Genomic DNA, 18222 nt, shown 5'->3' with positions numbered 1-18222 from the left:
CTCACAGGCTACACCTCACTTCTTCCCCTTCCCTTTCCCCAGCGGAATCGCCACCTCCATCGCCCGCGCCGCCAGCGCGCCCGGCTGGGTCGCGTCGATGGTGCGCGGAGTGATGATGAACAGCCGCTCGCGCCGGGTGTTGCCCGACTGGTCGCTCTGGAACAGCCGGCCCAAGAGGGGATGTCGCCGAGGATCGGCACCTTGCGGTTGTTGCGGTTGAAGCGCTCGACGTTGTAGCCGCCGATCACCAGCGACTGGTTGTCGTCGACGATCGCCTGGGTGCTCACCGTGCTGCGCTGCACCGTCGGCACGTCGCGCTTGGCGTCCGGGTCCTGGATGTCGCCGTCCTCGATGTCGATCACCAGTTGCACCTGCACATCCTCGCCCTCGCCGATCAGCCGCGGCGTCACCCGCAGCATGGTGCCGGCGGTGATCTCCTTGGCGTCGGCCACCCGCTCGCCGACCACCTTGAGGTAGGTGGTCTTGCTCAGGTCCAGCACCGCGCTCATGTTGTCCATGGTCATGATGGCCGGCCGCGCCAACACCTTGGCCTCGCCGTTCTCCTCCAGCGCGCGCAGGCGCACGTAGAAGCGGTCGAAGTTGTTGAGCAGCAGCGTCGTGCTGCCCAGCACGGTGTCCGCCCGGCCGGCGTCGCCGAGCTCGTAGCGGCCGTGGCGGCCGGCGAGGGTGAACTCGGCGCCGATGTCGGTCAGCTTGTCGCGATCGATGTCGACGATCATCGCCTCGATCTCGACCAGCCGCTGCGGCGCGTCGAGCTCTTCGATCAGCCGGCGGTAGAACTCGCGCCGGCCGGGCGAATCGCGGATCACCACCGCGTTGAGCCGCACGTCGGCGGCGATGCGGCTGGCGCGCGGCGCGGAGCCGAGCCGCTGGCGCGCCTGCTGGGCGCCCTGGGCCATGTCGGCCTGGCCGAAGGCCAGCCCGGTCGGCGGGCTGCCGGCCTTGTCGGCGGTCTCGCCGCGCTCGCCGACGATGGTGCGCAGCAGGGTGGCGACGCCGGGCGTGACGATGCGGCGGTCGCGGTAGCTGATCTCGCGGTCCTCGACCGAGGCGTACTTGAGCCGGAACACCAGCGCGTCGCCGGTGCCGGGCTTCTCGCTGCCGGTCACCAGCTGGCGGATCACCTTGACGTATTCCTTCGGCCCCGAGATCAGCACGGCACCGTCGTCGGGCAATTCGCCCCAGCCGAACTTACTTTCCAGCACGCCCATGCCGGCCAGCGCCTGCTTGAGCGCCAGCGCGGCCTCGGCGCTGACTTCGACCCGCTCGCTGGCGAAATCGTCGAGCGGGCTGACGTACAGCCGGCCGCCATAGATGAACCATTGCAGCTTGTACTGCAGCGCCAGCCGGTCGAGGAAATCGACCCCGCTGGCGGCGTGCTGGCGGCCCTTGACGGTGAGATTGCCGAGCCGCGGCGACAGCGACAGCGTCAGGCCGTAGTTGTCGGCGAAATCGCCGAGCACGCGCGCCAGCGGCGCATTGGCGGCCTGGTAGGCATAGCTGCCGTCCTTCAGCGTATCGGGCACAGCGGCTTCGGCCGGTGGCGCCAACGCCAGCGCGACGGCGGCCGGCAGCACGGCGATCAGGCGCGGAAACGAGCGGGGGAAGGGCATGGTCGGACCTCAGAAATAGCGCTCGAACGCCTGCGCGACGGGGATGGTGGCGGTCACGCCGAGGCTGTCGCGCCAGACGTCGAGCTGTTCGAGCAGCAGCTCGACCTCGGCCGACAGCGCATCGAGCCCGGCTTCGGCCGGCAGGCTGCGGGTGAGCCACAGCGACTTGTCGAAATTGGCGCAGGCCAGGCCGGCGTCGTAGTGGAAGGCGCTGGCGAGGCCGAGCTGCAAGGCCTGCCGCAGCACGGCCGGCGCGGTGGCCGAGAAGCCCGGCAGCTGGCCGCGCAGGAACAGCGTGTCGTCGTCGCGCAGCAGCGCGATGGCGTAGCCGTCCACCGTGCAGTCGACGCGCTCCAGCGCGCCGCGGCGCAGCGCGTCGAGCGCGGCCTCGAATTCGTCGGCGTCCTGGATCATGGCGGCCTCAGCGGATCTCGCTCAGGATGGCCTGGACCATGTCGTTGCGGGTCTTGAACAGGGTGCCGTGCGCCCACACGGTGGCGCCGACCTGGCGCATCAGCAGCAGCATCTGGTCCTGGTCCTCGCCGTCGAGCGGGTCCATGGTGGCGAACTGCTCGGCGAGCTGCTGGTTGAGGTGGCCGAGCTGGTTCTGCAGGCTCTGGCTGGCGGGATCGATCTGGCTCATCGGGTGCTCCTCGGGGTGGATGGCGCCGGCGTTGCGGCGCACAGGCTGAGTGACGGCGGCGGTGCGGCGGTTCCATCGCGCCGGCGGACTTGGGCTCGGCAGTGGCATGAATCGGGATCGCTGTCGGGCGTACGGCCCGACCTACTTAGCCGGCGCCGCAGGCGCGGCTTCAGCCGCGAAGGGCGGGCACGGAACCGGCGCTTTCGCGGCTGAAGCCGCTGCTACGGGCTTTCGCGCCCCGGCGGTGCGGGCACGGAGCCGGCCTGCGCCAGCGCCGCCGCCAGCGCCGCCACCCGGCCGTCGAACGACACCCGGGCCAGCCCCATCGGGCTTTCCAGCCGGCAATGGCCGCGCGCCAGCGCCGGGTCGGCCGCCAGCGTCCACGGCGGCTGGGCGCCGATGCCCGCGCCGGCCGCGTCGACGCGCGCCAGGTCGTCCGGCTGCAGGAACAGCGTCGCGTCGCGCTCGTCGTGGAAGGCCAGCAGCAGCGCGCGCACCACCGGCAGCACGCGGTCGGCCTCGGCCACCTGGCCGGCCAGCGCCTGCAGCAGCGACTGGCCGAGCGCCACCAGCTCGCCTTCCAGCGCCTGCAGGGTGGCCGCGCGGGCGGCCTGCAGCGCATCGAACAGCGCGGCGGCGCGGGCCCAGACGGCCGCCTCGGTCTCGCGCTCGAGCGCGGCCAGCCGCTCGGCGGCATCACTGCGCGCCTGCGCCTGCAGCGCCTCGGCCTCGGCGCGGGCCGCGGCGATCAGCCGGTCGGCCGCGGCCTGGCCGGCGGCCACCAGGTCCTCGGCGCTGCGCAGGCTGGCCAGCCATTCGTGACCAACCACCGCCTCGGCCTGCCAGGGGCGGTCGAGCGGATCGGTGCGATAGCGGGTGCGGACGAGGCTCATGGCCGTGCTCCTGCCGGCTGCGCGGACGGCCGCCGGTCGAATTCGATGGGGAAGGCGCGGCGGCTCATGCCGTGACCGCGGGTTCGGACTGGACGTGAGCGGCCGGCTCGCTCGCGGCGACCGGTTCGGCTGGAAGATGGCCGGCCGCTTCGGTGACGGCCGCATCCCCATCGGACATGCCCGCATCGGTCGCCTCGGCCCGCGCCTGCGCCAGCGCCGCGCGGCACAGCCGGCGCAGGCCGGCCTGGTCGAGCCGCGGCGCCGGCGAACCGGCCGGCAGGGCCTGCACCTGGCGCGGCGCGATCCGTAGCGCCAGCCGCGGCCAGTGCGGCCCGGCCTCGCCGCCCATGGCCTGGCGCAGCAGGCCCAGGCCGAGCAGCGCCGGGATCGCCGGCCAGCCGGCCGGATCGCAATCGAGCGGCCGCGCCAGCCGGTAGCGCCGGCCCCAGCGCCAGGCCTCGCGCTCGGCCGGCGTCCATTCCGGCGGCAGGCCGGCGCCGCGCAGCGACGCCTGCCCGCCGGCCAGCGCCGCCGCGCCGATCAGCCGCAATGCCGCCGTCAGCGTCGCCTCGGCCGCCAGGCAGTAGCCGCGCCAGAGCGGATCGGCCTCGGCCGGCAGCGGCCGCGGCCAGCCGTGGCGCGCGCACCAGGCCGGGTAGGCCAGCCGCGGCGCCAGCGCGTCCTGCGCCAGGCCGGCCAGGAAGGCCCGGCCCCAGTCGTCGACCAGCCAGCCCGGCTCGGCCGACTGCCAGGGCGCGTACCAGAACGCCAGCCAGGCCTCGTCGTCGGCCGCGTTCATGACGAGCCGGCCCGGGCTTCGGCCACCGGAGCGACGCCGCCCGGCGTGGCGACGCCCGCAGCCGCCGCGGCGGCCGCATCGGCCGGCCGCTCGCCCGAATCCGCCGCGCTGCGCCCGCGCAGCCAGCGGCCCAGGCCGAGCCGGCGCCAGCCGAGCGCCAGCGCGACCGCGACGAGGCCCAGCAGGCCGCCGCCGATCAGCGTGGCCTGCAGCGCCGCGGCCGAGGATTCGGTCACCTGGAACGGCCCGACCGTGCGCCAGCGCACCGGCGAGGCCACCTCGGCCACCGGCATGAACACCACCGACACCTTGTCGCGGCCGGCCTGCGCCAGGCCCGGGATGCTGGCGGTGACCAGGTGGCGCACGCGCGGCTGCACCAGGTCCGGGTCGAGCGTGGCCTGGTGCTTGATGAACACCGCGGCCGAGGACGGCAGCAGCGGCTCGCCCGGCGCCACCCGGTCGGGCAGCACCACGTGCACGCGCGCCACCACCACGCCGTCGATCTGGCCCAGGGTATGTTCGAGTTCCTGCGACAGCGCGTACAGGTAGCGCGCGCGCTCCTCGAGCGGGGTCGAGATCATCCCTTCCTTCTTGAAGATGTCGCCCATGCGCTCGTAGCGCCGCCGCGGCAGGCCGTGCGCGTGCAGGAGGTTGACCGCGCGGCCGAGCTCGGCCTCCTCGACCGCCACGGCATAGCCTTCCTTCAGCGTGCGCTTGCCGGCGTCGATGCCGCCGTCGCGCAGCACCGCGATGATGTCGTTGGCCTCCTCGTCCGACAGGCCGCTCTGCAGGTCGACCCGGCCGCCGCAGCCGGCCAGGGCGAGCACCAGCGCGAGCGCCAGCCAGCGCGAGGACGGACGGGCGGCGGCCGTCATTGCAGCTTGCTGAGCTGGTCCAGGGACTGGGTGGCCTTGTTCACCACCTTGGCGGTGACCATCGTCTCCTGGTTGTAGTTGGCGAGCAGGTGGGCGGTCTTGAGCATCTCGACCGGATCGAGCGAGCGCTGCGCGCTGCGCACCGAGCGCTCGAACTCGTTGGAACGCTGCTGCAGGTGCTCGGACGCCTGCTTGATGCCGCCCAACAGGCGCGCGCCCAGCGTATCGGCCTGGCCGTCGGCCGGCGCGCGCAGCGACTGGAACAGCGCCACGTCCTCGGGCGCGGGGGCCGGCGGACGGGCGAAGGCATCGGTCGGCGCGCTCGCCTCGCCGACGCCGGGCACGGTGGAAATGGTCAGGCCCATGGGAAACCTCCCTCTCGCCGCCGGCACACGGGCCGCAAGCGAGAACGCACTACGGAAAAAGCCAGCGGGGCGGCGGCCAGCCGCCCGCCGGACGATGGCCGGGATCAGCCGAACAACTGGTGCACCACGCTGCGGCCGGCGGCCTGGGCGTCGTCGTTCGAGCCGAACGTCCCGTCGCCGTAGCCGAAGGCGTTGTCGTAGATGCCGTCCTTGACGTCGGCGATCGCGGTCTTGAACTTGTTGAACTCTTCCTTGTTGAGGAAGTTGTCCTCGCCCAGCTCCTTGGTCCACGAGCCGGAATCGGGCACGCCGAACTTGTCCGGGTTGGCGTCCATGTAGCGCGCCACCGACTTCAGTTCCTTGGCCGATTCGGGCGAGAAGTAGCCGCCCTTGTCGCCGCTCTCGTCGCCGTCCTTGGGCGTGATCGAGCCGTCCAGCCGGTCGGCCGCCGCCAGCGCCTTGGACGGCGAGGTGTGCGATTTCTCGTTGTCGTTGCCCATCAGGCGCTTGATCAGCTCGTCGATGAACGGGTCGCCGGTCAGCGATTCGCTCTTGCGGCCGCGGCCCGAGCCGGACGAAGAGAAGTCGTCGCCGCCGCCCTCGTCGTCGCCGATGCCGTAGCCGCCGCCGCTGGGCTGGGCGTCCTTGAACATCGAGATGCCCTTCTCGAAGGCGTGGGTTTCCTTGTCGTCGAGGAAATTGTCCTCGTCGAGCTCCTTGGCCCAGGAGCCGGAATCGGGCTTGCCGAACACGTCCGGGTGCTTGTCCATGAACGCCGCGACCTGCTTGAGGTCCTGCTTGGCGTTGTCGGTGAGGTGGGCGCTCTTGAATTGGTGATTGCCCATCTTGGGGCCGTACTCGACGGCCAGCGCGCCATCGAGCCGATTGCCGATGCCGCCGTTCAGAATGCCGCTCATGCGCGTCTATCCTTTCCGAATTTGCGAAGGATCGGCAGGCGGATATCCCGCGGCCGGAACCGAATTCGATCGAATCGCATCGCTCGAATCGACCGAATTGAATCGGATCGATTGGATTCGATTGATCGGACCGAATCGATTCCTGGCCGCCGACATCCCCTGCCCATTGCGATCAGGAATGCCGACCGATCACTTGATCTGCAATTTGGTCGCGACGTCGGTGGCGGCGTTCTGCTGGTTCACCGCCACTTCGGCCCATTGCTTGTCCTTCTGGGTTTCGGCATTGGCCTTCATCGTTTCGATGGTGTTCTTCTGGACGTCGCGATTGATCGCGTCCATCTGGCTCTTGAAGTTGTCGATACCGCTGCTCGAGATCGAACCGTTGCCGCTTGCCATGTTGATTCTCCATTCATTCAGATTGAGGTTTGAAGGTCAGATGCATCGTGCATCCGAGCGTTGAGTGACAGCGGTGCGGCGAGGGTTCCAACTTTTTTGTCGATTCTTTTTTCGAGGGGCGGTTTCGACCATCGCAATGCCCATGCGCGTCGAATCGCGGCGCGAAGAATGCGATTACTCGGAGACCAGACATAAAGGGGCACACCCTTAAATGCACGCACCGCGAATAAGCCCCTCTCCCGTGCACGGGAGAGGCACCCGTTTCTGCTGTGCAGAAACGGGGAGGGGCGCCCGGCGTAGGGTGAGGGCTGTGGTTTGGCGAACCAGCCCTCATCCGGCCCTTCGGGCCACCTTCTCCCGCGCGCGGGAGAAGGATCGCGTGCGATTCAGCGGCTACGGAATTAAAGGGATAAATCCCAAAGAAAAACGGCCGGATTTTCCATCGCATGCGCTGGAAATATCCGGCCGGGAAAACATCGACGAACCGATGCAGACAAGGAGAAGGACGAATATCCAGCCACCGGTTCATTGCATCGATCGAATCCAATCGGATAAACAATCGGCGGCGGCGGATATCGGAAAAGGAATCGGTGTAGCGGGCGGCAATGCAGGGCAACCGGACTGTCATCGCCCCGGCCGCCCTGCCCCTGCGGTCAGAGGATCTTGAAACCGCCCGGATTGGCCAGTTTCGCGACCGGGTTGTCGCGGATGGCCTGGGTTGCGGTGTCGATCAGGGCATCGGCGATCTTCTCGCTGCCCTTTTCGACGACGTCCTGGGCCACCTTCTCGGCGAAGGCGACGCCGGCGCCGGCTAGCAGTGCTGGAATCATGGTGTTCTCCTGGTCATGGAACGATTCACGGCGAACGCGGATGCGGCCGTGCCAGGGGTGGGTGACAGGAGAGGCACCCGGGTTCCATGAGCAGGTCGGCGGACCCGGCCGCCACGTGGCCGATGTCTCGCGAAGTACAATCGCCGAACGCCAATCCGGAGCTCCCCGCCATGCCCCCGCGCTCTACGGCCACCCGTTCTCCTCCTACACCCAGAAGGTCCTCATCGCGCTGTACGAGAACGCCACGCCGTTCGAATTCCGCTGCATCGGCCCCGACACGCCGCAGCACACCGGCGAATGGCTGCGCCGCTGGCCGCTGCGCAAGTTCCCGCTGCTGCTCGATGGCGAACGCCAACTGGTCGAGACCAGCATCATCGTCGAGTACCTGCAGCTCGCCCATCCGGGGCCGGTGCGGCTGCTGCCCGATGAGCCGATGGCCGCGCTGGACGTGCGCTTCCTCGACCGCTTCTTCGACCTGCACGTGATGAACGCCATGCAGCTCGCGGTCGACGGCGCGCTGACCGGCGACCCGGTGAAGCGCCGCGACGGGCAGGCGATGGCCGAGGAAAAGCTCGAACGCGCCTATGGCTGGCTCGAAGGCGAACTCGCCGGCCGGACCTGGGCCGCCGGCGACGACTTCACCCTGGCCGACTGCGCGGCCGCGCCCTCGCTGTTCTACGCCGACTGGACGCACCGGATCTCGGACGCCTACCCGGTGCTGCGCGCCTACCGCGCCCGCCTGCTGGCCCGACCCTCGTTCGCCCGCGCGGTGGAGGAAGCGCGGCCGTTCCGGCCGCTGTTCCCGCTCGGCGCGCCGGACCGCGATTGAGACGGCGCGCTCAGCCCGGCCGGCCGGGTTGGAGGCGCGCGCCGATCCGGCTGCCGAGCCAGGCCATCGGCAGATAGGCCGCGATCAGGTCGAGTGCCATGAACCAGGCCGGCGCCGGGATCATGAAGCAGGCCGCCACGCCGCCGCACAGGAAGACGACGCCGATCGCCCAGGCCAGCCGCGCCTTGTGGCTCGCCGCGATCAGGTAAGCCGCCAGCGCGCCGGCCAGCGTACCGAGCGCGTGCGCCAGGAAGGGCATGAGGAAATGGCGCGGCTCGAACAGCGGCATCGCCCGGGCCAGGCTTGCGGCGTCGTTCACGTCCACGCCGGCGGGCGGCGGGATGATGGCCGGGCTGATCGTGACCAGCATTCCGTTGACGAAGCCGCCGATGACGAGGCCGGCGACGACGGCCAGGATGTTGCGCAGCAGTTTGGGCATGGGGTTCTCCGTTGGATGCCTGACGCCTGAATAGTGGAATTTGCCTTAACAACTTCTCCCCGACGTGGAGGAGGCGAACCCCTTCTCCCGCGCGCGGGAGAAGGTGGCCCGGAGGGCCGGATGAGGGCTGTGGTTTGATGAACCCGCCCTCACCCTACGCCGGGCGCCCCTTCCCATGCCTGCATGGCAGAAACGGGAGCCTCTCCCGCCCGCAGGAGAGGGGCTATCGCGCCCAGCATCGTCGTTCAGGGAATCAACTCCCGCACCATGTAGTACTTCGTCACCCCCGGCGCGAATCCGCCGATCTCCAGCCGCACCGCATAGCCGAGCGACCGGTACAGCCGCGGCGCCTGGAAGCTGAAGGTCTCCAGGTAGAAAGTCCGGCAGCCGCGGGCCGCCGCCCTCGCCTCGAACGCCCGCACCAGTTCCGCCCCGATCCCGCGCCGCCGCCAGGCCGGATCGACCCAAAGCTGCAGCAGTTCGCAGCACGCGCCCCAGCTGCGCCCGACCGCCCCGCCCACCACCTCGCCCGAAGGCAGGCGCGCGAAGCAGGACAGGGGCCGCACCTCGTGCAGGGGCGCAGCCGCCTGGTTGGCGGCACCGAGGCCGGCGTCGACCAGGTCGCCTTCGGCTGGCGGCACGTCGTCGTGAACGGTGATGGCGGGTTGCAGCGCTTGGGACATACCGATTCCAGGAAGAGAAGAGTACGCAGACCTGCGCCTCGGCGCGGCCGCCAGTCGCGTCCCGTCGAAGCCCTTACAGCCTAGGCCGGAAATCCAGCCGATCAATCCGCACGGCGATACCGGCAGGAACGGCGCCGCATGGCAGCGCGCCACTGCTCAGGCGGCATCGAACCCAGCCGGCCGCGGCCCTGCCCGCTTCAGGCCATCTCGCCCGGCACGGCCAAGGCCGGCGCCATCGACAGCCCGGCGAGCAGGCGGTCGGCCTCCGGGCCCAGGTCCGCCGCGTCGGGCCGGAACGCGAACGGCAGCGCCTGCGGCAGCCGCGCATACAGCCCATGGCTGCTGCGCAGATAGGCCGGGTCGTAGTGCCGCTCGATCAGCTCGGCGAACAGCTCGGCCATCGCCCCCGCATCCACCAGTGCATGCCAGTGCGCCACCGTGCGGCGGCCGTGCAGCTCCGCCAGTCGCGCCAGTTGCTGCTTGAACGCGGCCGGATCGGCGAACAGCGCGGCGTAGTCCTGGCACAGGAAGGCCACCCGGTCCTCCGGCCGCGCCTCGACGCGGATGCAGGCGGCGCCGGCCAGGGCCTGCATCAAGGCCTGCGGCAGGCGCAGGCTGCCGATGCGGCGGCTCTCGGCCTCGACGAACACCGGCCGCGCCGGATCGAGCCCGGCCAGCGCCTGGGCCAGCCGGCTCTCGAAGCTTTTCTGGCTCGGCTGCGCCTCGCCCGGCAGCGCGCCGAGCAGCGAGCCGCGGTGGCAGGCCAGCCGCTCCAGGTCCAGCACCTGGGCGCCGCGGCCGGCCAGCGCGCGCAACAGGCGCGTCTTGCCGCTGCCGGTCAGGCCGGCCAGCACGCGGTAGTCGAACCGCCCCGGCAGGCGGTCGAGCCGCGCCAGCACCTCGTGGCGATAGGCCTTGTAGCCGCCTTCGAGCTGGCGCGCCTTCCAGCCGATCAGGTTGAACCAGGCCGTCATCGAGCCCGAGCGCTTGCCGCCGCGCCAGCAGTAGATCAGCGGCTTCCAGCGCGGCGGGCGGTCGGCGAAGGTGGTGTCGAGGTGATGGGCGATATTGCGGGCGACCAGCGCGGCGCCGTAGCGCGTGGCCTCGAACGGCGCCTGCTTGTACAGCGTGCCGACGGCCACCCGCTCCTCGTCGCTGAGCACCGGCACGTTGATCGCGCCCGGCAGGTGGTCGTCGGCGAATTCGAGCGGCGTGCGCACGTCGACCAGGGTATCGAAGCGGTCCAGCTCGGCCAGCGTGGCGGATTGGTTGTTCATGGCGAAAGGCGACGGGACAATGCCGCCATTGTAGAGACGAGGACAACCATGGACAGCGTTCGCCTGACCCAGCTCTCCCACGGCGGCGGCTGCGGCTGCAAGATCGCCCGGCCCTCTTGGCCGAGATGCTGAAAGCCCTGCCGCCGATGCAGGGCTTCCCCGACCTGCTGGTCGGCACCGAGACCGCCGACGACGCCGCGGTCTATCGCCTGAACGAACAGCAGGCGCTGGTGGCCACCACCGACTTCTTCATGCCCATCGTCGACGACCCGTTCGACTTCGGCCGCATCGCCGCGACCAATGCGCTGTCCGACGTCTATGCCATGGGCGGCCGGCCGATCCTGGCGCTGGCCATCGTCGGCATGCCCATCGACAAGCTGCCGCTGGCGGCCGTGCAGCGGATCCTGGCCGGCGGCGCCAGCGTCTGCGCCGCGGCCGGCGTGCCGCTGGCCGGCGGCCACTCGATCGACGCGCCCGAGCCGATCTACGGCCTGGTCGCGCTGGGCCTGGTCCACCCCGACCGGATCAAGCGCAACAGCGGCGCGCGGGCCGGCGACGTGCTGGTGCTCGGCAAGCCGCTCGGCGTCGGCGTGCTCGCCAGCGCCCTGAAGAGGGGCCTGCTCGATGCCGACGGCTACCGCCAGCTGATCGACGCCACCACCCGCCTCAACAGCGTCGGCACCGCGCTGGCCGAGCTGGACGGCGTGCACGCGCTGACCGACGTGACCGGCTTCGGCCTGCTCGGCCACCTGCTGGAACTGTGCCGCGGCGCCGGGCTGGGCGCGGTGGTCGAGGCCGGCCGGCTGCCGCTGCTGCCGGCCGCGATCGAATTCGCCCGCCAGGGCATCGGCCCCGGCGCCATCGGCCGCAACCTGGCCAGCTTCGGCGCCGCGGTGCGTTTCGACGAAGCGGTGGCGCCGTGGCAGCGCCAGCTGCTGGCCGACGCGCAGACCAGCGGCGGCCTCTTGGCCGCGGTGGCGCCGGACCGGGTGGACGAAGTGCTGGCGCTGTTCCGCGCCCAGGGCTTCGAGGCGGCGGCGGTGATCGGGCGGATGGAGGCGGGGGCGGCGGAAGTGGCGGTGCGGGCCTAGCGCTCGGGCCGGCCCGAGCGGTCGCGCACCTTGGCCAGGTCGAACGCCGCGGCCAGCTGCTGCGACAAGGCCATCGCCGCCGAGAGCAGGTCGGCGCGCAGATCCGGCGCCAGCGGCTGGCCGCCCTCCTCGTGGCACTCGACCGCCTCGCGCTCGGCGTCGTCGGCGGCCAGCAGCGCCAGCACGCCGACCAGGCCGCGGGCGGCCTGGTAGCAGGTGGTGGCTTCGTCGGCCGGCAGGATGGCCGGCTGGCGGAACGCCTGCTCGTGCGGCGACGGCGGGTATTGCCGCGGCTGGGCGGGCTTGCTGGCGGGCATGGCGGCCTCCGTCGCGTAGGTGCCGGCGGGCTGCCGTGCGTAGTCCAGGGTCGGCGGGCCGCCTTCCGGCGCGCGCCAGCCCACCGGCGGCGCCGGCCCGCGCAAGGCCTCTTCCCCGGCCACGCGCCGGCCCGGCTGCCGGGTCGGTGTGCGCATCGCGTTGTCTCCTTCGAAACCCGAACGGCGGGCTGAACGGCTAGGAATGCGGCCGCAGCCCGGCCGCGCCGCCGCAGAACGCGCAACGCGGCGGCTCGAGGTCGAGCAAGGGGTGATGCAGCTCCCGCAGCGCCTCGTGTACGGCTTCCAGCTGGGCGTGGACGAGCACGATCAGGGCGATGGCGCGGCGCGGACTGGCCTGGCTGCGCTGCTGGCAGTCGTCGAGCAGGCCGGCGTAGAGCCGCAGCACGTGGGTGAGATCGCCGAGCCGGGCGAGCTGCGGTTGCAGGATGCCGGCGGCGAGCAAGGCGCGGGTGGCAAGCGGGAGGCTAGGCATGGCGGGCCTCCGGGTGCGGGTGCGGCGGGTGGTGCGGGGAGAGGTGAAGCGATGGGACGGGTGGTGCAGGCGTGCCTTGGTAGTGGACTGCCATGATGACCTCCTCGTGAGTAACGGTTTCAACCCGTCACCCCCTGCCAAGAGGGTGGACGGAACCGAGCAGGTTGGCAGACCGGACTCACGAACCGGCAGGGCCGAAGCCCTCCCACTCGGTCCGCCCATCGAGGACGCACCAAGTCGTGGCAAACAAAAACAGCCGCAGAAGCGGCTTGTTTGCCGTGAGATTCCAGGCTGCCAAGCCTGGTCGCGGGATTGACCGCGACGTGTTAAGGATAAGGAGAGGTACGGAATGACGCAAGCGTAATAAATAAATGTCATCGGCAGATCACCTTGCCACCGGGCCCGAATAACCAATCAAACTCCACCGCTCCTATGCTTTGTAAACTCTTCCAGGCCATCAATGGTCTCAAAATGCACACCTAAACTTAAATAAGCCTTTAAATAATCCTCCCAACCCAAGGAGCGCACAGGAAATCTCTCTCCACCCCTAGCATACTCAAACGTCCCATTCACCAACGCCCGCAACTCCCCAAGACCAAATATATAAGACATTATCAGTCGACTCGTAACAACCGTATACCCTCCAGGCTGAATATCCCTTACTAGCTTCGCAATACGCGACTGATGAACTTGCAATCGAACGAGTATATTTGACAAATACTCCGCCGGCTCACTGTCCGCATGAGAAATGCAGCGACTAAAAATCTCACGGTATTGCCCACCTATATCAGGGGCGGACATACCACCCCAAACGCCTTCACTCCCTAACTCTCGATTCGTTGCAACCTCGTATGCATTTACCAGTACGCTTGCACATTGCTCAAGATAATCAGCCAACTCACTTAGTGCAGCAGGTAAAAATGAGCGCGCAGCGATAAACTCCCTACGACGCTGCTGATTAGCATGATACCTAGAAATTCCAAAAATAATCAAACTTGACGCATATGCGAGGATTCCCACATTGAGAGATTGCCAATCAAACCATACTGCATGAACACGCTCCCCCCCATGAAACCACGGATAAATAAACATACTAAAAAAGTACAAACCCACAAGAAACAAGCTCACCCAATTGATAATATTTATCAATCTGTCAATATTTCCAATATGCATTTCCGCCTCCCCAACGCCCCTTGTCAATTAGCACCAAATTAATCTACATCCAACCTCGCACGCAAGTTAGGCGGGATGAAATGAAGCCCAACATTTACCGCACACCCGTTGGGCTTCGCTTTACTCAGCCCAACCTACAGAAATATTGCTATGCAAGCCTTTTGCTCATGAAAGTATAGGAATACTCCCGTCCATCGATCCGAAACATCTCCGGAATCTCCCCGATCTTCATGAACCCCGCCCGGCCATACAGCCGTATCGCCGGCAGGTTCTCGCTCATCACCTGCAGATCGATCCACTCAAGCCCAGCGGTGACCAATGCCCATTGCTCGGCGCACGCAAGCAGCGCAAAGCCAAGCCCCGCCTTCCGATAATTGCGCGCCACGCCCATGCCGAGCAGGCAGCGATGCTCGGTAAACCGTTCCGGGTGCCCGCGTAGGTCGACATGCCCGACGATCCACCGCTCGGCGTTCCGCGCGACCCATGCGCGCCGCCAGCCGGGCTCGCCGACCGGAATATCGAGGCCGGCCTGGAACGCGGCCGCCCGTTCCGGCGGAAACCGCGTCGCGCCACGCGGCTGGGGTTGGAAGTAGCCGACGCCGTCCGCGCCGTTGTCTTGCAGATGGTCGTCGAGGTAATCAAGAAAATGGGCGAACTCGGCCGCGGCAAGCGGTTCGATCGTTGCAATCGGGTGTGTCAACATGACTCGTCGGCATTATCCAAGTTGAGTTGAATACAGTCGCCAGCTTATAACTTGATCTGAATGAACTAAAGCACAACGCTTGGCTTCGTTCTTCTCAGCCTCCAGTTAATCAAGAAGATATGTGCTTGCTTTCGATGCACAATTCCTCGCGTACAAAATCGGCAAGCCAAATTGTATAGCCATGCTCATCAGCCATCTCGACTGCAAAGATGCTCGAATCATCGCTCTGCGGATATACATGGACTACAGCGCCCGTATCCCCAGCATGAGGCGCCCTACATATTCCGGCTGTCCCCTCATAAGAACGGTTGGAATCAAGCAACTGAACAATGCGGACAACATTGAGCTCCTGAATCGGCTCCGAGAGCTCGAACCTTCTGGCAAGAGCAAATGCACGATGCCTAAGGCTCTGAGCGTAGGCAGTTCTAGCGGATAGAGCCTTCAATTCCTTCGCGACGGCGTATGACATAGGTGCGCCTTGCTCAAGCCAGTTGATCGCGAGGCTCGCCCAGTAATCTGTCTGACTACCAAGCCCCGCCAAAAGAACATGCTCTGGTGATTCATTCACCGGAATATACTGCGCATAGGGTGATTCCAAGTGAATGAGCACACGTAAATTCATATTAGACTTTCGAGTTCAATGCTGGTGAACAATACACATAATTGTCATTCCGCAAACCGGGCCGGATGAGATGAAACCCAACATCTACTGCACGTTCGTTGGACTTCGCCTCGCTCGGCCCAGCCTACAAGCAATCACAAACCGAACATCTGCCTCGCCCGCAGGCAATTCTCCGATCCCGCCTCGCACCCGCGGCAGGTGCTCGATCGCTTCTCATAGATCGAACAGCTGACCGATCGCCCGACCTCCCCCTCCAGGGCGATGCAGCGCACCGGCTGCGCCAGCGTGCCTTTCATCGCGACATGCCAGGGCGAGACGGCAGACACGAGTTCCTGCGGCACCGTGCCGTCGGGATGGAAGTCGGTCTCGCTCCAATAGAAGCTGACCCTGAAGGCGGAGCAGCAGGCCCCGCAAGTTTGGCAATCGAAATCCATGGCCATTGCTTGGGAAAGGAATGGAAAGCCGGCCGGGCGGCGTTTCCGTTTCGGGGATGTCCGCAGCCCGTCCCGGCCGCTTATCGCCGCAGCCGGGCGGCACGGCCGAGCATCATTCCGCGTCTCGCCGTTCCATGCCAGCCAGGCTGTCGGTCCAACCCAGCGCCGAGCGGCACCACTTCTGCTTCCGCGGCACCAGCGCGACCCGCTCCTCGATGCAGCCGACCCGCAGGCCATAGGCCTTGGGTTCCTGGTCGGCGTCGTAGGTATAGAGCGGCGAGCCGCAATTCGGACAAAACGCCTGCGCCCGCCGGGCGCCGCTGTCGCCGAGCTTCACATAAATGGTCGGCGTGCCGGCCAGCAGCTGGAACGAGCCGCCTTCGGCCGGTACCGAAACCCGGTAGGCGCTGCCGGTGAGTTTCTGGCAGTCGGTGCAGTGGCAGATCGTCGTGCGCTCGGGGTCGACGTCTGCCTGGTAACGAATGCTGCCGCAGTGGCAGCGGCCGTGGATCTGCATGATGGCGCCTCAGGCATCCGTGGCTGAGATGCCTGCTGTTGATCGAAATCGGTGATCGCAGCCGATCGGCCGAAAAGTCAGCTCGCAGTATGCAAATCGCCGCCGGCCGAAGCAAAAGCCAATACATGCCCATCCGGATCGAGCGAGTAGGCGGCGTGGTGCCCCCAGTTGCGCGGCGAGAGCGGGCTCAATTCCCGCGCACCGGCCCGCAGCGCCCTGGCGTGCCAGGCAGCCGGCTCATCGACCATGAGGTAAAGCTCGCAACGCGGCACGCCATCGGCCAGGGCCGGATCGGGCAGCGCCGGGCCGAGCAGCCTGCGAATGCCCTGCTGCGGCATCAGGCCCAGCACGCCGCCGCCGGGGAGCGCGAATTCGGACATGCCCGGCACGTGGAGGCGGGGCGCGAAGCCCAAGGCGGCTCGGTAGAAGGTGGTACTGCGGTCTTGATCGGCGACGTAGAGGATGAAGTAGGACTCGTTGCTCATGCGGATCGACCCGTTCGATGACGGCGTTGGGCCAATGCGGGATATGCACGGCCACATGATGTGGCGGCGGCTACCAGGCTCGCCGATTGGAACCGGGCGACGGATCGAGGCCGAAAAGGCGCTCGACGAACGCCCCCGCCGATACGCCGATCGCGTATGCCAGCAGATCCAGCCAGTGGAACGCAGAGCCGAGTACCAGGTGGCCGAGCGTCGTGCTTCGGACGGCGTTGATCCACGGGGCCTGATACAGCTGGCTGATCTCGACGGCATAGGCGGTGGCCAGCGCTGCGCACGCCACTTTGGCCGTCGAGGCGCGCGGGAGCAGGATTCCCCAGCAGAAGAACATCATCAATGCCCAGAGCGCGTCGCCCGGGTATTTGCCGAGTGCAGCGGGAAACAGCCCGGGGAATCGGCGGGAGGCCAGCCCAAGGGCAATGACGGCAAGACATGCGCAGGCGTGGATGCCGAGGTTTCGCCGCTTCATCGCTTCGGTGAACCCTGGCGTTGGGAATGAGCTGTAGACGAAGGAGTGCTGCCCTCCGATTGCCTGATCGACCATGGGGTCATGCGTGATGCCCGTACACCGGGGAATGGCCACAACCAAGCGGCAAGCCAGCCGACAAACCATGGGATCGCCAATATCGGCAGGAGCATGTCCAGCGTATGGAGGAGCGAACGGTCGGCTCCAGGCGCATGCAGCATGCGTCGCGGCCAAGATGCCGCCGGAGCAACAGCGCAGATACCGTTCTCGACTTCCCGGCAATGGAGCATGTTCACTTGAGCGCGTCCCAGCCGCCAGATGTCCAGCGCAGCACGGTCAGGGAGAGGGGACGGGGCGATCGCTGCGCCATCTCGTTGCCGTAGGCCCGTAACGCTTCGACGCCCTCACGCGTCGAGCCATTGCCGTAAAGCAGGATATCGGGTGCCGGAAGCATGACGATCAGATTCCCACCCAACTGGTCGGCGAGCGCCTTCCAGTCGTCGTGGAGCGCGATGCGGCTGGAAGCATAGTCCTCACCCATGATGGTGCCGAACTCGTTCGGCCCGGGAACCGGGGCCACGTCCGCGAGAGGTTTGAGGCTCGCCCGAAGATTGCGCTCGCCCAGCCCGAACGCTTCGCCCTCGGTGAGCTTGAGCTTCGCCAAATCCTGTTCTCCGAGAAAGCGGACCGCGCGCGAGTAGTCCAGGACCGGTACGAGGACCAGCCCGGCACCGAGCGGGCGGCCGTAGATGGAGATCGGTTTAGGGCCAGAGCCCGCCTGCTGCCTGATGCGGTCGAAATACTCCGCGGGCCGGACAACGATCCTCACCATCGATTGCTCGATCGGCTGGTCGCGCTCCTTGATTGTCTGTCCCATCCCCCTGGCGTACTCGTCGAGCGCAGCGCTGCAATTGCCGGGATTCCGCAGGCAGAAGGCATAGATGCGGTCGAGATTGAGCTGACCGGTCGATTCGCCGTCGCTACGCGTGCCTTCCAGCGTCAAGCGGGTCGTCGGCTTGATGTCGTAAGCAGGAACCTCCTGCCGTATGCGGGCCGCCGCGGCCTTCGCAAAACCCTCCTCATCCAGCGGCGGCGTCGAGGAGCTACCCTGATTCCCGGCGGCTCCGGTGATGATCGAGGCAAAAAAGAGCGCTGCGGCATGAGCCAGCTTCATCGGATCAATCCATTTCAAATCGAAAGTCAATCAATACAGGCACGGGTATGGATGCCATTCCGTCCTTCTGCATCAACGCCGGAAGGCCCTGGGGCGCACCAGCACACCGTCGGACATCCAGCTCAAGGCAATCTTGGGAACATCCGATCAGG

Annotated in this window: 25 protein-coding genes and 1 pseudogene; 3 read left to right on the top strand and 23 right to left on the bottom strand. The window is 67.5% G+C overall.

The window, feature by feature from the left end; all coding sequences use genetic code 11:
- Positions 1–8 precede the first annotated feature (8 nt).
- The 9 genes from sctC to H9L41_RS04770 form a co-directional block, all read right to left on the bottom strand.
- Positions 9–1634, bottom strand: a complete 1626-nt coding sequence (gene sctC, locus H9L41_RS04810; RefSeq protein ID WP_187523690.1) for a type III secretion system outer membrane ring subunit SctC — start codon at positions 1632–1634, stop codon at positions 9–11.
- 9 nt (positions 1635–1643) lie between these two features.
- Positions 1644–2048, bottom strand: a complete 405-nt coding sequence (locus H9L41_RS04805) for a CesT family type III secretion system chaperone (protein WP_028445540.1) — start codon at positions 2046–2048, stop codon at positions 1644–1646.
- A 7-nt stretch (positions 2049–2055) separates the two neighbouring features.
- The gene (locus tag H9L41_RS04800) at positions 2056–2277 is read right to left on the bottom strand and encodes a hypothetical protein (protein ID WP_028445539.1); all 222 of its coding nucleotides are present in this window, start codon (positions 2275–2277) and stop codon (positions 2056–2058) included.
- Positions 2278–2498: 221 nt separating this feature from the next.
- Positions 2499–3170 (bottom strand): FliH/SctL family protein, encoded by a 672-nt coding sequence (locus H9L41_RS04795; RefSeq protein WP_028445538.1) that lies wholly within the window; start codon positions 3168–3170, stop codon positions 2499–2501.
- Between the two features lie 64 nt (positions 3171–3234).
- Entirely contained in the window at positions 3235–3969 is a 735-nt protein-coding gene (locus H9L41_RS04790; protein WP_028445537.1) for a hypothetical protein, read from the bottom strand.
- On the bottom strand, positions 3966–4844 hold the full coding sequence (sctJ, locus tag H9L41_RS04785; protein ID WP_084300044.1) for a type III secretion system inner membrane ring lipoprotein SctJ: 879 nt from the start codon (positions 4842–4844) through the stop codon (positions 3966–3968). Before sctJ ends, H9L41_RS04790 begins: the two co-directional genes overlap by 4 nt.
- The gene (locus H9L41_RS04780; RefSeq protein ID WP_028445536.1) at positions 4841–5209 is read right to left on the bottom strand and encodes an EscF/YscF/HrpA family type III secretion system needle major subunit; all 369 of its coding nucleotides are present in this window, start codon (positions 5207–5209) and stop codon (positions 4841–4843) included. Before H9L41_RS04780 ends, sctJ begins: the two co-directional genes overlap by 4 nt.
- A gap of 104 nt (positions 5210–5313) precedes the next feature.
- A complete protein-coding gene (locus tag H9L41_RS04775) occupies positions 5314–6126 on the bottom strand; it encodes a hypothetical protein (RefSeq protein WP_028445535.1) in 813 nt (270 codons plus the stop codon).
- A 189-nt stretch (positions 6127–6315) separates the two neighbouring features.
- Positions 6316–6522: a hypothetical protein gene (locus tag H9L41_RS04770; RefSeq protein WP_028445534.1), complete on the bottom strand. Its 207-nt coding sequence runs from the start codon at positions 6520–6522 to the stop codon at positions 6316–6318.
- Positions 6523–6901: 379 nt separating this feature from the next.
- Between H9L41_RS04770 and H9L41_RS04765 the strand changes: the two genes are divergently transcribed.
- On the top strand, positions 6902–7189 hold the full coding sequence (locus tag H9L41_RS04765) for a hypothetical protein (RefSeq protein ID WP_157461912.1): 288 nt from the start codon (positions 6902–6904) through the stop codon (positions 7187–7189).
- Here the strand turns inward: H9L41_RS04765 and H9L41_RS04760 are convergent.
- Positions 7176–7352, bottom strand: a complete 177-nt coding sequence (locus H9L41_RS04760) for a hypothetical protein (RefSeq protein ID WP_157461911.1) — start codon at positions 7350–7352, stop codon at positions 7176–7178. The genes H9L41_RS04765 and H9L41_RS04760 overlap by 14 nt on opposite strands.
- A 115-nt stretch (positions 7353–7467) precedes the next feature.
- Here H9L41_RS04760 and H9L41_RS04755 point away from each other — a divergent pair, with 115 nt between their 5' ends.
- On the top strand, positions 7468–8181 hold the full coding sequence (locus H9L41_RS04755) for a glutathione S-transferase family protein (RefSeq protein ID WP_308419593.1): 714 nt from the start codon (positions 7468–7470) through the stop codon (positions 8179–8181).
- 10 nt (positions 8182–8191) lie between these two features.
- Here H9L41_RS04755 and H9L41_RS04750 read toward each other — a convergent pair whose 3' ends face one another.
- The 3 genes from H9L41_RS04750 to mnmH all read right to left on the bottom strand — a co-directional run bounded on the left by H9L41_RS04750 (position 8192) and on the right by mnmH (position 10580).
- A complete protein-coding gene (locus H9L41_RS04750) occupies positions 8192–8620 on the bottom strand; it encodes a hypothetical protein (protein WP_028445532.1) in 429 nt (142 codons plus the stop codon).
- Positions 8621–8865: 245 nt separating this feature from the next.
- Positions 8866–9303, bottom strand: a complete 438-nt coding sequence (locus H9L41_RS04745; RefSeq protein WP_051318861.1) for a GNAT family N-acetyltransferase — start codon at positions 9301–9303, stop codon at positions 8866–8868.
- A 197-nt stretch (positions 9304–9500) separates the two neighbouring features.
- Positions 9501–10580 carry a tRNA 2-selenouridine(34) synthase MnmH gene (gene mnmH, locus H9L41_RS04740; protein ID WP_028445531.1) on the bottom strand — a complete coding sequence of 360 codons (1080 nt, stop codon included), beginning with the start codon at positions 10578–10580 and terminating at the stop codon, positions 9501–9503.
- A 48-nt stretch (positions 10581–10628) separates the two neighbouring features.
- Between mnmH and selD the strand changes: the two are divergent.
- Positions 10629–11671 (top strand): annotated as a pseudogene (gene selD / locus H9L41_RS04735) (selenide, water dikinase SelD).
- Here the strand turns inward: selD and H9L41_RS04730 are convergent.
- The 10 genes from H9L41_RS04730 to H9L41_RS04685 form a co-directional block, all read right to left on the bottom strand.
- Entirely contained in the window at positions 11668–12144 is a 477-nt protein-coding gene (locus H9L41_RS04730; RefSeq protein ID WP_028445529.1) for a hypothetical protein, read from the bottom strand. The pseudogene selD and the gene H9L41_RS04730 overlap by 4 nt on opposite strands.
- Before the next feature lie 40 nt (positions 12145–12184).
- Positions 12185–12481 (bottom strand): hypothetical protein, encoded by a 297-nt coding sequence (locus H9L41_RS04725; protein ID WP_028445528.1) that lies wholly within the window; start codon positions 12479–12481, stop codon positions 12185–12187.
- A 414-nt stretch (positions 12482–12895) separates the two neighbouring features.
- The gene (locus H9L41_RS04720; protein WP_157461910.1) at positions 12896–13654 is read right to left on the bottom strand and encodes a hypothetical protein; all 759 of its coding nucleotides are present in this window, start codon (positions 13652–13654) and stop codon (positions 12896–12898) included.
- Positions 13655–13802: 148 nt separating this feature from the next.
- Positions 13803–14357: a GNAT family N-acetyltransferase gene (locus H9L41_RS04715; protein ID WP_028445527.1), complete on the bottom strand. Its 555-nt coding sequence runs from the start codon at positions 14355–14357 to the stop codon at positions 13803–13805.
- 109 nt (positions 14358–14466) lie between these two features.
- A complete protein-coding gene (locus H9L41_RS04710) occupies positions 14467–14979 on the bottom strand; it encodes a hypothetical protein (protein ID WP_157461909.1) in 513 nt (170 codons plus the stop codon).
- 134 nt (positions 14980–15113) lie between these two features.
- Positions 15114–15413: a YkgJ family cysteine cluster protein gene (locus tag H9L41_RS04705; RefSeq protein WP_187523688.1), complete on the bottom strand. Its 300-nt coding sequence runs from the start codon at positions 15411–15413 to the stop codon at positions 15114–15116.
- 112 nt (positions 15414–15525) lie between these two features.
- Positions 15526–15930 (bottom strand): GFA family protein, encoded by a 405-nt coding sequence (locus tag H9L41_RS04700; protein WP_028445525.1) that lies wholly within the window; start codon positions 15928–15930, stop codon positions 15526–15528.
- A 77-nt stretch (positions 15931–16007) separates the two neighbouring features.
- Positions 16008–16415, bottom strand: coding sequence for a VOC family protein (locus tag H9L41_RS04695; RefSeq protein ID WP_034606470.1), 408 nt, complete (start codon positions 16413–16415; stop codon positions 16008–16010).
- Positions 16416–16485: 70 nt separating this feature from the next.
- Positions 16486–16974: a ribosomal maturation YjgA family protein gene (locus H9L41_RS04690; RefSeq protein ID WP_245589180.1), complete on the bottom strand. Its 489-nt coding sequence runs from the start codon at positions 16972–16974 to the stop codon at positions 16486–16488.
- Between the two features lie 214 nt (positions 16975–17188).
- Positions 17189–18070 (bottom strand): DUF1444 domain-containing protein, encoded by an 882-nt coding sequence (locus tag H9L41_RS04685; protein WP_051318860.1) that lies wholly within the window; start codon positions 18068–18070, stop codon positions 17189–17191.
- Positions 18071–18222: the final 152 nt, after the last annotated feature.

It is taken from the genome of Chitinimonas koreensis (assembly GCF_014353015.1).
Taxonomy (GTDB): domain Bacteria; phylum Pseudomonadota; class Gammaproteobacteria; order Burkholderiales; family Chitinimonadaceae; genus Chitinimonas; species Chitinimonas koreensis.
This window is presented reverse-complemented; position numbering and strand designations above follow the sequence as displayed.

What these genes read in the sequence shown, in the direction of transcription:
- sctC (WP_187523690.1), bottom strand. Translation starts at nt 1,634, where the DNA reads ATGCCCTTCCCCCGCTCGTTTCCGCGCCTGATCGCCGTGCTGCCGGCC.
- H9L41_RS04805 (WP_028445540.1), bottom strand. Translation starts at nt 2,048, where the DNA reads ATGATCCAGGACGCCGACGAATTCGAGGCCGCGCTCGACGCGCTGCGC.
- H9L41_RS04800 (WP_028445539.1), bottom strand. Translation starts at nt 2,277, where the DNA reads ATGAGCCAGATCGATCCCGCCAGCCAGAGCCTGCAGAACCAGCTCGGC.
- H9L41_RS04795 (WP_028445538.1), bottom strand. Translation starts at nt 3,170, where the DNA reads ATGAGCCTCGTCCGCACCCGCTATCGCACCGATCCGCTCGACCGCCCC.
- H9L41_RS04790 (WP_028445537.1), bottom strand. Translation starts at nt 3,969, where the DNA reads ATGAACGCGGCCGACGACGAGGCCTGGCTGGCGTTCTGGTACGCGCCC.
- sctJ (WP_084300044.1), bottom strand. Translation starts at nt 4,844, where the DNA reads ATGACGGCCGCCGCCCGTCCGTCCTCGCGCTGGCTGGCGCTCGCGCTG.
- H9L41_RS04780 (WP_028445536.1), bottom strand. Translation starts at nt 5,209, where the DNA reads ATGGGCCTGACCATTTCCACCGTGCCCGGCGTCGGCGAGGCGAGCGCG.
- H9L41_RS04775 (WP_028445535.1), bottom strand. Translation starts at nt 6,126, where the DNA reads ATGAGCGGCATTCTGAACGGCGGCATCGGCAATCGGCTCGATGGCGCG.
- H9L41_RS04770 (WP_028445534.1), bottom strand. Translation starts at nt 6,522, where the DNA reads ATGGCAAGCGGCAACGGTTCGATCTCGAGCAGCGGTATCGACAACTTC.
- H9L41_RS04760 (WP_157461911.1), bottom strand. Translation starts at nt 7,352, where the DNA reads ATGATTCCAGCACTGCTAGCCGGCGCCGGCGTCGCCTTCGCCGAGAAG.
- H9L41_RS04750 (WP_028445532.1), bottom strand. Translation starts at nt 8,620, where the DNA reads ATGCCCAAACTGCTGCGCAACATCCTGGCCGTCGTCGCCGGCCTCGTC.
- H9L41_RS04745 (WP_051318861.1), bottom strand. Translation starts at nt 9,303, where the DNA reads ATGTCCCAAGCGCTGCAACCCGCCATCACCGTTCACGACGACGTGCCG.
- mnmH (WP_028445531.1), bottom strand. Translation starts at nt 10,580, where the DNA reads ATGAACAACCAATCCGCCACGCTGGCCGAGCTGGACCGCTTCGATACC.
- H9L41_RS04730 (WP_028445529.1), bottom strand. Translation starts at nt 12,144, where the DNA reads ATGCGCACACCGACCCGGCAGCCGGGCCGGCGCGTGGCCGGGGAAGAG.
- H9L41_RS04725 (WP_028445528.1), bottom strand. Translation starts at nt 12,481, where the DNA reads ATGCCTAGCCTCCCGCTTGCCACCCGCGCCTTGCTCGCCGCCGGCATC.
- H9L41_RS04720 (WP_157461910.1), bottom strand. Translation starts at nt 13,654, where the DNA reads ATGCATATTGGAAATATTGACAGATTGATAAATATTATCAATTGGGTG.
- H9L41_RS04715 (WP_028445527.1), bottom strand. Translation starts at nt 14,357, where the DNA reads ATGTTGACACACCCGATTGCAACGATCGAACCGCTTGCCGCGGCCGAG.
- H9L41_RS04710 (WP_157461909.1), bottom strand. Translation starts at nt 14,979, where the DNA reads ATGAATTTACGTGTGCTCATTCACTTGGAATCACCCTATGCGCAGTAT.
- H9L41_RS04705 (WP_187523688.1), bottom strand. Translation starts at nt 15,413, where the DNA reads ATGGATTTCGATTGCCAAACTTGCGGGGCCTGCTGCTCCGCCTTCAGG.
- H9L41_RS04700 (WP_028445525.1), bottom strand. Translation starts at nt 15,930, where the DNA reads ATGCAGATCCACGGCCGCTGCCACTGCGGCAGCATTCGTTACCAGGCA.
- H9L41_RS04695 (WP_034606470.1), bottom strand. Translation starts at nt 16,415, where the DNA reads ATGAGCAACGAGTCCTACTTCATCCTCTACGTCGCCGATCAAGACCGC.
- H9L41_RS04690 (WP_245589180.1), bottom strand. Translation starts at nt 16,974, where the DNA reads ATGGTCGATCAGGCAATCGGAGGGCAGCACTCCTTCGTCTACAGCTCA.
- H9L41_RS04685 (WP_051318860.1), bottom strand. Translation starts at nt 18,070, where the DNA reads ATGAAGCTGGCTCATGCCGCAGCGCTCTTTTTTGCCTCGATCATCACC.